This is a genomic window from Sphingobacterium allocomposti (assembly GCF_008124885.1).
Lineage (GTDB): Bacteria > Bacteroidota > Bacteroidia > Sphingobacteriales > Sphingobacteriaceae > Sphingobacterium > Sphingobacterium allocomposti.
This window is the reverse complement of record NZ_VNHX01000003.1, coordinates 190,245-205,174: the sequence shown is the minus strand read 5'-3', so window position 1 is coordinate 205,174 and position 14,930 is coordinate 190,245. Positions and strand designations below refer to the sequence as shown.

Below are 14,930 nucleotides of genomic sequence, written 5' to 3'. Positions count from 1 at the left end.
TTTATCTTTTTAGTTATCGTAGTATTAAATTACCAACCCTGATTTTGACGCAGGTTATTGTATTTGAGTATTTCACTATAAGGAATCGGTCCGTAGATCATGTAGCTATCATAACGTCGGTTCTCGACATTGATGACGTTGTACACATTGTTTTGAATGCTAACCCCTTGGGCGGTTGTATTGAGCGGGCTTTGCCAGCGGCGTAGATCCCAAAAACGGAAGCCTTCGAAGCAAAGTTCCAGGCGCCGTTCGTTCCTGATAAGCTCACGCATGGCACTTTGATCGTTTTTTATCGACTCCAGATAAGCATCACCGTTATCGGTTCCGACGCCGGCGCGTGCGCGGATCGCCTTTACCATATCATACGCGGAAAAGCCCTGACTACCCGCCGCCGTTGGTCCCCAAGCCTCGTTTGCGGCCTCGGCAAAAGCGAGGTAAATGTCGGTCATCCGCAAGCGCGGTGTGATGTGATACTGGCCCGATACCGAAGAGGGATTCAGATTGACATCTTGCCGGAGCAACTTGCGCAGGTAATAACCTGTACGTGTAGAGGTTTCTACTCTGTTCAGACCGTCGTTTGTCGGACTATTCGCACTCGTATTGATGTTGCTGTTGTTTACCCCTGCGGTGCTGCCGTTGAGCAGGATATAGCTGCTTAGGCGAGGATCCCTATTGGCATAAGGGGTTGCGGGATTATATTCACTTTGAGGGTGCGTTATGGGGTAACCGTTTGCCATAGGAAAAGCGTCGACCAGATTTTGCGTAGGGTTGATACGGCCGCTACCGAATAGTGTAGGAGGGAAATGTTGCGCTTCCAGGTCGGTGTTAACACCACCTCGGTCGGTACGCCAGAGAATTTCAGTAGTATTGGCACCGGCGCTCATGGCGTTCACACTGGCCGCTTCATAAAAGCGCCCCCCGTTAGGGTCTATACCCGTAATACCGCCGCGTTGTTCGATTACGATAGCTGCATAATTTGCCGCGTCGTTCCAGCTGGTGCTGCTGCCGTCGCTGAAGGCGGGGCTGGCAGCTAGCAGGGCAGCTTTGGCACGTATGGCCTGCACGATACGCGTGGTCATCCTCAAGCGGAAATCGGCTCCAAATACGCGGTTATAGTCCTCGTAACTAAGCCCCATATTCTGATATTTTGCTGGGATTTGCGAAGCATTGCTGATATCTTCATAGTCCATCGGCAGCAGTGCTTCGGCCTGTTGCAGATCGCTATAGATTTGCTGCATACAGTCTTCAAAACTGTTTCTAGCGTGGTTATGGTCATCGTCCAAGCCTTCGTGTTTCAGCACGATAGGGACGCCCATAACCTGACCGTCATCTGTTTTTCCAGCATGTGCCTGCAAGAGATAATACATAAACAAGGCACGTAGGCCGTAGGCTTCGCCCTTCATGCGGTCGTTGAACATTCGTGTGATATTTTCGTTTGTCGCCCAATTCACCCGATCCGTAATTTCCAGAAAGTTGTTGATATATTGGATCGCTGACTTGCTGTTTCGCCACTGATCCGTAGGATTATTGATGGCGGTCCACTGCCCAGTGGCAATCTTTAGGTAATCACTCGCCCTGTCATTGGTTACGGCATCGTCTGTGGCCACATCGTTAAAACTGTTGGTTGGCACGCGATTATAGGCGTTCAGCAATAAGCCTTGTGCATATAGCGGACGTGTGTAGGCCTCTTCGATAGGCAGGATATTTTCAATGGCCGGTTCGAACATGTCTTCGCATGCTGTATTCAGAACGGTGCTTATCAGACCTATATAGATTATCTTTTTCATTGTTGTTAGTTTCCTCATCATTAGAATAATGCTTTTAATCCCACATTAAAAAAGCGCGTTTGCGGTGCTGTACCTATGTTAAGGAGGAGAATATCCTTTTCCTTGGCGAAGGTCAGCAGATTTGATCCGTTTATGTAGGCGCCGAGCTCACGCACAATGCCCTTACCGAGTATGTTTTTCGGCAGATCGTAAGAGATCTGCACGCGTGTAAGGTCAAAGCGATTAGTAGAGTACATCCAGAAATCCGAATTGCGGAAGTTGTTGTCGCTGTTACCGGTTGTGAGGCGCGGATAGGTTGCCGTAGCCTGTGTTTCCGGTGTCCAGCGATCACGTACGATGGCGGAGTACTTGTCCTCGCCATCCACCCAGAAATAGGAGCTGTTCCGCATGGCGTAGGCGCCAAACCTGCCGCTGGCGATAGCGAAGAACGTGATATTCTTCCATTTTGCGGTAAGGTTGATTCCTAGCGAAAAAGGTGAACCCGACCACCCCGCTTTTCCGAGATAAACCTCGTCGCGATCATCGATGGTACCGTCGCCGTTTTGATCGATATACTTAATGTCGCCCGGAGCAACCTCGCCGAACGTGCTGAGCGGTGAGCTGTCTATATCCGCTTGATCGCGATAGAAGCCATCACTTTGCAGGCCCCATAGCGCGTCGAGCGGACGGTTCGTCCGGTTTTGGTAACTAAACTCGTAGAGTTCATCTCTTTGGGTGGCTTTTGAGTCAAAATACATCGCGGTAGCGCCCAGCGACACGAAAGTGTTGCCCAGATGCTTGTTAACATTTATCGCGAAGTCTATGCCGGTACGTTCGTCACTATTGAAATTGACGTAGGGCAAATCCGAATATACCGGCCAGTAAGACATGAAGTACATCGGGTAGAGGGTAGTCGGTTGTACCAATAAGCCGTTCATACGGTTATAAAAGTAGGAGGCGTTGAAGGTAACTAAGTTATTGTACAGGCCTCCGTCTATACTCAAGGACACTTCCCGGCGTTGGGGATAGCCCATATTCGGGTTATCGCCACGAAAGCGATCAAAGGTGTGTACCAACTCGCCGTCCGCCCAGCTGTACCATGCGGCTTCGTTGTAGGTGTAGTAGCCCTTGTAGAGATAGAAGCTTTCGATGTCCAAGTCGGTATTCAGGATACCGCCGGATGCCGTAAGGCGCAAGTCATTGAAAACGGACGCTTGCATAAAAGGCTCCTCGGAGAGCCGCCAAGAAAGCGATAATGTCGGGGAGATTGCCCGGCGATTTCCTTTTGGTAGTTTTGCCGAATGGGGGAGGGCAGCGCTGAAATCGGCGTAATATCTGTTTGCGTAGCGATAGCCCAATTGTAAGCCCAAGTTGGCATTGCTATGTTTATGGTATTCTTCCGACAGACCAATTTGAAAGGCGTTGGCCAGGAGCATGGCCGATACATGGTGCTTTTCGGCAAAACTACGCCTATAGTTCAACCGCCCGTTCAGGGCGACAGTTTGCCGGTAAGCGCTACCGGAAATGTTTTGTACGCCGGAAATCTGATCGTCGCCATAGCGGGTGAGGTGACTGATGAGGTCAGTGCCGGCATAATTGTTCCAAGTAGCTTGGTAGATCGCGTAATTGTTGTTATATGACTGGGTGTAGTTAGATTGGTAGTCTATGGCCAGCGCGGTGTGGAAACTTAATCCTTCCAGCACATTTTTCAGATCAAAATCCAATCCGGTGTTGAACAGAAACTGACGGTTGCTATACTCGCTGTTTCCGCCGGCATAAACATCGGCGAAGGCATTTCTTTGATCGAGTTGGCTCCCGCCCAATAGATATTTGCCATCGATCAGGAAATTGCTGTTGTTGACAAACACCCAGGAGTTTACATCATCGGGTTCCAACATGTTGATGGGAATGAGTGGTGCGAACCTGTTCGGACGCCCCGTTGCCGCAGCTCCCCAATAATCTGTATTCACACCCTGTTGCGTATAAAAGGAGGCAGCTGCATCCACGTTAAGTTTGATGATGTCATTGAGTTTCATGTCGATGTTACCTCGGACATTAAAGCGGTTGGAGGAGTTATGTTTTTTGGCTTCGCCAAAGTTGAGTAAAGAACCTGCCGACCAAAAACCGAAGTTGGTATAGTATTGCGCGCGTTCGCCGCCACCGGATATTTCTGCTGTCGCGTCGTAGCGGTTGTAGTACCTGCGGAGAAAATCCGAAGAATAATAATCCACATTTGGATATCGATAGGGATTTGCACCTGCCGCATGTTGATAGATGGTTTCGGGCGAATATAAATCTGTTAAACCATCATTGCGGCGCGCTTCGTTATATAAGGTCATATATTCGGCAGAACCTAGATATTCCGGATACTGCACAGGCGCGTGGATACCGGCATTCGTACGGATATTGATTTTCTGTTCGCCAACTTTCCCGCGTTTTGTAGTGATATAGACGACACCTTTTGCCGCACGGCTACCGTAAAGCGCTACGGCATTTACACCTTTTAGCACGCTTATCTCCTCGATTTCTGTGGGTAGTACATTATCGGCATCTCTAGGAAAACCGTCGACCAAGACGAGGTAGTCGCTCATTCCCCATATGTTACCGTTAAAGCCAGACGTGAAAGCATCGAGGTTGTCTAGGCTATAGGTGCTGTAGTTCTTATCCATCAGTTTTGCGATATTAACAGAACGAACTTCGCCCATCAGGTCTTGCTTGTTTTCCTTCCGGAAGGCCACCTGCACCAACTGTATACTATCTGTTACACTACTATCTTGAGCAGCCTGCTGCGCACGGATCTGTACCGGCAATCCCATGACGCCGAGATAAGTGGCTATTATTCGTGTTGTATACTTTATTAATTTCATTTTCATCTGTCTAGATTTGATGATTAAATTCATTCTTTTTACCATCCTGGGTTTTGGTAAAATTCTGGATAGAGGTTGACGTCACTAACCTTTAAGGGTAGCCAATAGTGTTTGTTGGTGAATCGACGTTCCAACAGTACACGTTCGCGCAGATTAACCACGCGGTTTTCCCGCGGATTGTTTACATCATGTCCACTGGCACGGTCAAACTCTACCGCTCTTTTTTCAGCATAATCGGGATCGGTAAGAAGCAGCCAGCGACGGAGGTCATTAAAACGATGCCCTTCAAAGGCCAGTTCTACCGCCCGCTCCCGACGTAATTCGCTTAAAAGGGCATTGACGGAACCCAAAAATCGTACGTTCACCGGATCTACGCCGGCACGTGCCCGAACGACGTTAATGGCACCCGCAGCGGTTTTGCTAAAGTTCGGAGCTTGTCCTGACACACTGTTGTAGCCCATTAATGCCGCTTCAGCGTACATGAGGTACACATCGGCTAGGCGCATATAGGGTATGTAAATGTGTAAGTTCGAACCCCAGTCATAAGCCCGATCGTAAGTATTGGCCGTTAATGGAATGAATTTACGCAACACGTAACCCGTCTGGCTACCATTCTGTACGTTGCGGTAGCTACCACCGGTGTACAATTGTGCATACCGCCGTTGTTCCTCCGGGAGGTCTGTATGGGTAATCGTGCCGTTTACTACTTTAACCCCATCGTAAAGAATATCATGATAGAATCGCGGATCTCGATTTCGCCAAGGGTATTGTGGGTCATAGCCCGATACAGGATCCGCGTTGGTGACATCCGGAATTGGTAAGCCATTGGCCATACCGTAGTAATTTACATAATTGGAAGTTGGGATAAATTTTAAAGCATCTCCTTCTGTTACTAAGCTCGGTAAGTATTGTTTACTAGTGCCGTAATGCGTATTGTTAGCTGCAATATAAGGCCCTCTGAAAATCACTTCGGTACCGCCTGGATGTGCCCAGTTGTCGCGCATGGTGTAGAAATTAAGCGAATAATTTTCGAAAGGAAGCAGCGCGTAATTTGTTTGTCCACCTTCGACTAAAGATAGGAGTTCGCCGAAAGCTTGTGCCGCCTGCTGGCAATATTCGCTGTTATAGCCTGTGCTGCCTGTGCTGGATCGGTTCATCAGCGGACTGCCGGCCCAGAGGTAGTTTTTACCCAAATAGGCGAGCGCCATGACCTTATTAATTCGTAGTTGGTTTTTACCTAGGGTACGCCTTCCGGCATCGGTATCGTCCCAGTTGATAGGCAGTAGGTTTGCCGCTTCTCGGAAATCTGCCGCAGCGCGGTCCGCACACTCGTGGTAACTTAAGCGAGGGAGTGTTAGAGGAGTTCCATCTGTAGGAAGTACGTGGTCAATGTACGGTAGTCCACCAAAATACTCCATCAGGCGGTGATGAAACCAGCCGCGGAAGAATAGGAGCTGTCCACGAATCAAATTGCGTTCCTCTTGTGTGGCATCGGTCATTAAGTCGATGTTTTCCAGTCCGATGCTGATTTTGCGAAGGCCGTACCAAGCAGCATTCCATAGATCTTTGTTAGTGTTTCTGTCGTTTGGAATAATATCGGTAGTAAAATCTGACTGTTCCATCCAGCCGGATCCCCAGCCATCATGCTGCGCCTGCCAGCCCCAGAAATTACCATTATCTATCTGATGCACAAAATGGTAGTTTCCCGCAGTAGAAGTCATTTCATCCTCTCCCCAGTTCCAGGAGTTTGTCCAGTAGTTATTACTGAAGTTGACAATACAGTGGTAAAGCTCTTCGGTGTAACCTTGGAAATTTGTGAAATTTTTGAAGGCCTCTTCCTCGGAGATAATGGATTGTTCTTCTTTATCCAAATATTTTTCACAAGAAGTCAGTAAGCCCCCCAAGTAAAATGCGGTGAAGAATAGGCTATATGTTGTAAATTTTTTCATCTCATTATTTGTTACTTAAAGGAGATCAGCGTGCATGAGCTGAATTAATTATGCTTTTTTTAATGGCAGTTCATGCAGGTTTTATCATCCTGTCGTTTAGAATGTAATGTTTGCACCAAGATTGAAACGTTTGACGGTAGGGTAAGCGCCCTGCGAGGCCCATCCGGTGCCGGCGAAATTAGACTCCCTGTCGTCCGGCATACGCGACCAGAACCAGAGGTTTTGTCCGTTTAAAAACAGCCGGATGCTTTGCATGCCTATTTTTTGGATAAAACGATGATCCTGCGTAAAATGGTAGGCAATTTCAGCTGTTTTCAGCCGAACGTAGGAGCCGTCATACATGAAGCGACTACCGTTGTTATAGCTACTCGGCATGGATAGCCAGCGCGGCATCGGAACATCAGCATGGATATTATCGCGTTCCCAGTAGCTTCCTTCGTGGTAGGCCAGATTACGCTGGCGATCGAAGCTGCCAAATACAACTTGACGGGTGACATTGTTCACGCCATACCACTGCGTCATCACGCTGAGGTTTTTCCAGTCGAAACCCAAGGTAAGGTTATAGGTGTTTTGTGGAACGGAAGGGTAGGCATAGGGAATGTTATCGCGTGTGTCGATGATTCCATCGCCGTTATAGTCGATAATATGAAAATTTCCGGGAAGCTTTTGATTATCGTTGTTGTCGTGTATAGTGCTCGCATAAAGTTCGTCCCAGGTGTTGTAATAGCCCGCGCTTACGTGCGTATAGGTTTGACTGATCTGTTTATCATCAAGTTTCTGATAATGTGGGAGTAGAGCTGGACTGTCGCCTTCGATGACTTTGTCTTTCGCGTGGGTGAAATTTAAGTCGCCCCAGAGACGCCAATTATTACTGACCTGCTTATTTACCTTTATCTCTACTTCGTAACCTTGATTTTCTACGATCCCGAGGTTTGCTGCCGGCGCTGCTACTCCGAGGTATTCGGGAATAGCACGGCTACCGCCGGGGATAAGTACGTCGGTCCGTTTGTCCCGGAAAAAGTTTACCTGTCCGCTCAATAAACCGTTCAGAATGCCAAAATCAAGCCCGTAGTTAATTTTGCGTACCTTTTCCCAATGGGTGTTGGGGTTCCCGAGCACACTTTCTCGAAACCACGTATAGGTGCTAAGTTCCGGCTGTTCTCCAACGACGCCCATCTTGGACTGTCCGCCGTAAGCCCATTGGGTGAGGTATAGCCAGCGGCCATAGACATTGTCATCCCCGATATCGCCGTATGACGCTCTTAGTTTTAACATATCCAAAAAAGAGAGGCCTTTCATAAAGTTTTCTTCAGAGACCAGCCAGCCAATACCTCCAGAATTAAAGAAGGCAAAGCGGTATTCAGATGAGAATTTCTCTGATCCGGTATAGGAACCGTTGTATTCCAGGAGATACTTTCCTTTATAATTGTACGTTGTCCGAAACACCCAATCTTCACGGAAGAAAGGCTGTTCGCTACCGGTTGCATATTGGTTACGGTTAAATAGGCCCATAGCCGTAACATTGTGGTCTTCATAGATCCGGGTGTTATAGTTTAGTTGTAGCTGATAAAACAATCGACGATAACTTTGCCCGTTGTTCAGTGAACCTGCTTGCTGTGCCCAGTTGATGCCCTCCACAAAATTGAAACGGCTTCCGTCCAGTGTTTGTCCGTAGACGGCCTGTCCGGTTTCTGGATTGATCCATTTGGTCTGTACATTATTATATAAATCGTTTACACCTCTTCCAGCCTCTACAAAAGTATTATCCAGCGAGACCGTACCGCGTACATTTAAGCCATTTAGAAACATGCTTAGGTCTTGCTCAACAATAAAATCGGTGGTAATGCGGTTGGTTGTGGTTTTCTCTATACCGGAAGTGGCTAGAACCTGCGCCGAGTTGATGCCTGCTTGTGTATCCGGTTGGTAATAACCCCAGGTACCGTCGGAATAGCGCGGGTAAATGAGATCCGGTGCCACGGTATATGCAGCGATCCAGAAGGCATAGTCGTTTCCGCCTCCCCACGGGCTTTTGCGGATGCCATGTGAGCCGGCGAGGTTGGTGGAAAACTTGGTGCTGGGCGTGAGCTGGAAGTCTAAATTAGAACGTACATTCACTCGGTTAAAACCGTAACCGGCATTGTATCCACGGGCATTATCAAAGGAGCGGAACATATCGCCCTCATAAAGATAGTCGGCAGAGGCAAAATACTGTACGTTTTCCGTACCTCCAGCAATATTCACATTGCTGTTTTGAGAGAAGGCTGCGCTTTTAAAGAGGACGTCCGCCCAATCGGTGTTCACGTAGCGCTCCTTTTCTTCAATACTGGCGGGGTAGCGATATTTATGGATAATATCCTGTGGTACATAATAGCTCCAGTTATCAGGTCTCAAAGCTAATTCGTATTCGATCGCCCGGTTACGAAGCATGAGTGCGTCGTAGGAGTCCATTTTCCCGGGGAGCTGCGAAACCGTTTTCACAATGTTATTGACCGTTCCGCGCACCGATGCACGTCCAGCAATCCCCCTTTTTGTGGTAATCAGGATTACCCCGTTAGCTCCCCTGACACCGTAAACTGCGGTGGCCGACGCATCTTTTAGGACCGATATTGTTTCGATAGAACCGATGTCGACACTCGTCATGGGGCGTTCTACACCATCAACCATGACGAGTGGCTCCGTGCTATTCCATGTACTGCGGCCACGGATAACGATTTGTGGATCTTCCTCGCCGGGCATACCGGTACTAGCGGTGGTAATAACGCCTGGAACATTCCCTGTAAGCGCCGCGCCGACACTGGAGACACCACCGGCACGTTCCAGCACTTTTCCGCTGGTCTGTGTAATAGCACCTACGACAGTTTCCTTCTTTTGGGTGCCATAGCCGACGACTACGGTTTCTTCAATGTCGAAGGCATGGTTGTTAAGTGTTATTGTTAAACTTGTTCTATCCCCGATAGTCAATTCCGCACGGTCGAATCCAACCTTTGATACGACCACTGCCTTTACAAAATTTGGGACTTGCTGCAGTGTAAAGGTTCCGTCCGCTTCGGTCGACACGGCTATATTACTGCCTACTGCGGCGACAGTTGCATTTTCTACCGGGTTTTTGTCTTGGTCCAGCACAACCCCCCGTATCGTACGCGTATTTTGGGCAAATGCAGTCGGCAAGGAGCTGATCCATCCGATAAAAAGGAGAACCGAAAAACGAAGGAAGAGTCCCCAACAGCTCTTCCAATATCTCCAATGAGAATTAGTAGATCCTATCATCATAGTTTTATTAATTGGTTATTAATTTTTAAGTAGAAAGTAAGCGCTGTTCGAAATATTATTGCGCTATTTTGGTTTCGCTACTGAATAATAAATCTTGTATAGGTGTTGATATTGCACATATGGTTTTTACGTTTACTTGGTTATATAAATTAGTTACTTTTCGAACTTACCTTAAGGTCATTCCAGTGTATGCGGCAACGAACTATGGAAAAATAGGTTTCTTTTTGTGTTAGCAATAAAAGACACACTGGTCTGCGCAGTAAATGTCAAAAAAACATTTTAAGAGCTAAAATTTCTGTGTTTCATTCTAATTTCTTTTTGTAACACGTTTGGTTAATGGTAAGATTATCAGGCAGATATGTTGTATTTCTTTGCTAAGGTCTCTTCAATTTATTCAATTCGATTTTTTAGATATGTTACGCAATCTATCTTTGTTTATGTTGCAAGTTCCTTTCTATTTATTTCATTTAATGTCATTTGTTCGTTTATCGGGGTTTTATTATCCAATTCCGTCATTTAAAGTTCGTGTAGATTTAAGGAAGTTTGTAGCTTAGTGACAAGCTAATCTATTTAAGTAATCGAGGAAAGACCTGTGGATCCAAATCGGATGACATATAGGAGCGAACCAGTAAAAACAAATGTTAAAAAAATTAGATATATACGGTCATGTCATGACAAGGAATAGTATATATAATCTGAAAGCGATTGCTTCGCAGGTGCGACGGGATATCGTAAGAATAGTACACGCGTCTCAGTCCGGACATCTGGGAGCATCGTTAGGGTGCATCGAGTTGCTTGTGGCGCTTTATTTTGAGGTTATGGTTCGTCATGAAGAATTCGATCTAGAGGGCCATGGTGAAGATTTATTTTTCTTATCCAATGGACATATTTCTCCTGTATTTTATAGTGTTTTAGCCCGTGTCGGCTACTTCCCTTTGGAGGAGCGGGCTACTTTCCGCGAAATCGATCCACGGCTACAAGGACACGCTACCGCGCGTGAGGGGTTGCTGGGTATACCAGCTGTTTCAGGCTCGTTGGGACAGGTTTTTTCGGTTGCTATCAGGGCCGCACAGATAAAGAAACTGAATCAAGACGATCATCTAGTATATGTGCTGATGGGGAATGGGGAGCTGCAGGAGGGACAAATATGGGAGGCCGCGCTGTACGCACCGCCCAATCAGTTAGACAACCTTATCGCCATTGTGGACTATAACGATGTACAAATAGATGGTGCCACCGAGGCGGCACTTTCTTGGGGAGATCTACATGCCAAGTGGTCTGCCTTTGGGTGGAAAGTGATAGAAGTAAAGCGCGGTAATAATATGACATTGGTCGTAGAGGGCCTTCATCATGCAAAAGAAACTGCTAAAAAGGGTGTGCCCGTAGTTATCATATTGAATACGGAGATGGGTAACGATGTCGATTTTAGGATGGGATCGGACAATTGGCACGGTGTTGCGCCAAATGATGAGCAGCTGACATCCGCATTAGCACAAAATATGGAGACCTTGGGTGATTATTAAAAAATTAAATGTATGAAAAAGTATCCACAGACAGAAATGAAGACACCCCGTCAGGCTTCGGAGCAGGACTTCTGGAGGCAGGGAATTAGGATAGTAACGTTGTCTGTCGCACGCTGTGCCGCGACAAACGTGTGTTGGAAAGGTAATTAGAAGACTTATAACCATATGAAAACGATTTTGATATTAACCTTTTTACTGTCGATTTGTGTGACAACTAGTGCACAAGACCTACAGGCAGCTCCAAAAGGCTTTGATGTAGAACAACCGGATATAATGCACGGTAGCATGGACACTATTAGTTATAATTCCCATACGGTCGGGGTCAAACGGACGGCACTGCTATACAAACCTCCTGGTTTTAAACCTACAGAACAATATCCTGTACTTTATCTTTTGCACGGCATCGGTGGGGACGAATTTGAATGGTTTAAAAACGGCGTTCCACATATTATTTTAGATAATTTATATGCAGCGGGCAAGATAGAACCTATGATCGTAGTATTTCCCAATGGACGGGCGATGAAAGATGACCGCGCTTCTGGCAACGTGATGGCGCCAGACAAAGTGGCAGCCTTTGCGGCGTTTGAAAAAGACCTTTTAGAAGATCTTATACCTTATGTGGAACACCATTACCCGGTAAAAGTAGATCGAATGAGCAGGGCGTTGTTTGGCCTGTCAATGGGTGGGGGGCAAGCGTTAAATTTTGGTTTAGGAAATTTAGATGTTTTTGCCTGGGTAGGTGGCTTTTCATCTGCTCCCAACACGAAGACACCTGAGGAGCTCGTGCCGGATCCGACGAAAGCAAGCAAACAATTAGCATTGCTATGGTTGTCTTGCGGAGATCAAGACCGTTTGATAAATTTTACAACGAGGACGCACGAGTATTTGAAGAAGCATAATGTACCGCACACATATTACATCGAACAAGGCGGGCACGACTTTACCGTTTGGAAAAACGACTTGTATCTGATTTCCCAACTATTATTTAAGTAGCATCCACTAGCATTCAGAAAAGCATGTATCTATATAAATACATCCGGTTTCTTACTGTTGTAGGTTCACTCAGTCTCATATGCATTTGTTCTTACAGTTATGGACAACGTTTCCACGAACTGAAACTATGGTATGATAAGCCTGTGATGGATGATGTATGGGAGCAGGCGTTGCCGATCGGAAATGGCCGCTTAGGGGCCATGGTTTATGGCATTCCCCAACAGGAGGAATTGCAACTAAATGAAGAAACAATATATGCTGGCGGCCCCTACCGTAATGACAACGAAAAGGCCCTATCGGCATTGCCGCAGATTCGAGATTATGTATTTCGAGGACAGACAGAAGCGGCGGATCGCCTGATAAACGAAGCGTTTTTTACCGACACGCACGGTATGCCCTATCAGTCCGCAGGCAGTGTACTGATAAATTTTGAAGGACATGAGCGATACCAAGACTATTATCGCGAACTGGATATAGACAAAGCTGTCGTATTATCCCGCTACACTGTCAATGGTGTGACCTATACCCGCGAACTATTTTCATCATTTGCGGATGATGTTATTGTAATGCAGATTACTTCCAGCAAAAAGGGCGCACTAAATTTTGATGTGAAATACGAAAATCCGGCTGAACATACGGTATTTAAAGCAGGTAACAGTTTGGTGTTGGAAGGAAAAGGAACCGCGCATGAGGGAATCGAAGGCGAAATAGTCTACCAAACGCATACATGTGTTAAGACCACGGACGGAAAAGTCCAAATTGCAGATAATATATTGAGCGTGTCCGACGCGACGTCCGCTGTTGTGTATGTTTCTATTGGAACTAACTTCATAAACTACAGGCGAGTAGGTGCAGATCCTGAAAAGCGTGCCTCAGAGAAAATGTTAGCTGCTGCAAAGTATGGCTATAAGGTCGCGAAAGAGCGCCATACCGCGATTTATAGGGAACAATTTGATCGGTTTAAGCTGAATTTAGGACAGCATCCGGTTGCGTCACGGCAAACAACTCCCGAGAGAGTCGCAAACTTCAAAGCGACACAAGATCCTTCATTGGTGACGCTACTAGCACAATTCGGCCGATATCTTTTGATTAGTTCGTCTCAACCGGGCGGACAGCCAGCGAATCTCCAAGGCATCTGGAATAGGTCGCTCTACCCAGCATGGGATAGTAAATACACAATAAATATTAACACGCAAATGAATTATTGGCCGGCGGAGGTCACGAGCTTGCCGGAGACCCATAAGCCGCTTTTCAAAATGATTAAAGAATTGGCGGAAAGTGGTAAAATAACGGCGAAAAAGCTTTACGGAGCAGAGGGATGGGTAGCACATCACAATACAGATATTTGGCGTGTAACAAGTCCTATAGATTTTGCGGCAGCGGGGATGTGGCCAACAGGAGGAACGTGGCTATGCCAACACTTATGGGAGCATTATCTTTACACGGGAGATAATAAATTTCTTAAAGAAATATACCCGATTATGACGGGCGCGTCTGATTTTTTGCTTTCAACCTTAATTGATCACCCAAAATATAAAGAAGATGGATGGCTGGTTCTAGCTCCGTCGATTTCTCCCGAACACGGCTCCATTTCGGCGGGTGTAACCATGGATAATCAACTGGCTTTCGACATGTTGACGAGGACTGCTTTAGCCAGCGAAATATTAGGAGAAGATTCTACCTACAGAGCGAAGTTGCTGACAGTTGCTAAACGTATTCCACCTATGCAGATCGGAAAATATTCGCAATTGCAAGAGTGGCTTGAGGATGTGGACGATCCGAAGAGTGACCACCGCCATGTATCACATTTATATGGATTATATCCTGGGAACCAGATTACCCCATATAAAACGCCCGAGCTGTTTGAAGCTGCTCGAAATTCTTTGCTTTATCGGGGGGATCTAGCGACCGGCTGGTCTATAGGCTGGAAGGTTAACCTATGGGCTAGGCTTTTGGACGGAAATCATGCGTACAAGATTATAAACAATATGCTCTCCATTGCAGATAAGGATAATAAAGATGGACGTACATATCCTAATCTGTTTACAGCCCATCCGCCGTTTCAGATCGACGGAAATTTTGGATTAACTGCTGGTGTGGCTGAGATGTTGCTGCAGAGCCATGACGGTGCAGTACATCTATTGCCTGCTCTTCCCGACTCCTGGCCAACAGGTTCGGTATCGGGGATCGTTGCAAGAGGTAATTTCGAATTTGACATTACATGGAAAAACGGAACAATACAGCGTGCACTTGTAACGTCCAGAATAGGTGGGAACCTTCGGCTTCGGTCCTATGTGCCACTAAAAGGTAAAGGGCTTAAAACCGCGGCTGTGAACAGCGAGAACCGATTAATGAGCGCAGCAGTAGCTGTTAAAAAAGCAACGATTTCCAATAAGGCATCACTAAAAGGGAATAAATTGAAAGAGATATATGAATACGATATAGAAACAGTAGAAGGGAAGACATATACATTTTACCCAATGTAATTAAAATGAATACTTCAAATTAGGTTTATAATAAAGTGTTGACCTCTTTTAGTTGGAATAACACATAAAAACAGAG

General features: G+C 46.5%; 8 protein-coding genes. 4 read left to right on the top strand and 4 right to left on the bottom strand.

What is annotated here, in order from left to right:
* Positions 1–29: 29 nt before the first annotated feature.
* From BC792_RS03735 to BC792_RS03720, 4 genes are all read right to left on the bottom strand, one after another.
* A complete protein-coding gene (locus tag BC792_RS03735; RefSeq protein ID WP_148907640.1) occupies positions 30–1,787 on the bottom strand; it encodes a RagB/SusD family nutrient uptake outer membrane protein in 1,758 nt (585 codons plus the stop codon).
* 20 nt (positions 1,788–1,807) lie between these two features.
* Entirely contained in the window at positions 1,808–4,639 is a 2,832-nt protein-coding gene (locus BC792_RS03730) for a SusC/RagA family TonB-linked outer membrane protein (RefSeq protein WP_246154834.1), read from the bottom strand.
* A gap of 32 nt (positions 4,640–4,671) precedes the next feature.
* A complete protein-coding gene (locus tag BC792_RS03725; RefSeq protein WP_148907639.1) occupies positions 4,672–6,582 on the bottom strand; it encodes a RagB/SusD family nutrient uptake outer membrane protein in 1,911 nt (636 codons plus the stop codon).
* A 96-nt stretch (positions 6,583–6,678) separates the two neighbouring features.
* Complete coding sequence (locus BC792_RS03720; protein WP_246154831.1) at positions 6,679–9,852, bottom strand: SusC/RagA family TonB-linked outer membrane protein; 3,174 nt, start codon at positions 9,850–9,852, stop codon at positions 6,679–6,681.
* 638 nt (positions 9,853–10,490) lie between these two features.
* On the opposite strand from BC792_RS03720, the gene BC792_RS03715 reads away from it, so the two are divergent.
* From BC792_RS03715 to BC792_RS03705, 4 genes are read left to right on the top strand one after another with little or no spacing between them, the layout of a single operon-like run.
* Entirely contained in the window at positions 10,491–11,375 is an 885-nt protein-coding gene (locus tag BC792_RS03715; protein WP_246154828.1) for a transketolase, read from the top strand.
* Between the two features lie 12 nt (positions 11,376–11,387).
* Positions 11,388–11,525 carry a hypothetical protein gene (locus tag BC792_RS18280; protein WP_170249943.1) on the top strand — a complete coding sequence of 46 codons (138 nt, stop codon included), beginning with the start codon at positions 11,388–11,390 and terminating at the stop codon, positions 11,523–11,525.
* 15 nt (positions 11,526–11,540) lie between these two features.
* Positions 11,541–12,368, top strand: a complete 828-nt coding sequence (locus BC792_RS03710) for an alpha/beta hydrolase (RefSeq protein WP_148907638.1) — start codon at positions 11,541–11,543, stop codon at positions 12,366–12,368.
* 23 nt (positions 12,369–12,391) lie between these two features.
* Positions 12,392–14,854, top strand: coding sequence for a glycoside hydrolase family 95 protein (locus BC792_RS03705; protein ID WP_148907637.1), 2,463 nt, complete (start codon positions 12,392–12,394; stop codon positions 14,852–14,854).
* The last annotated feature ends 76 nt before the right edge of the window (positions 14,855–14,930 follow it).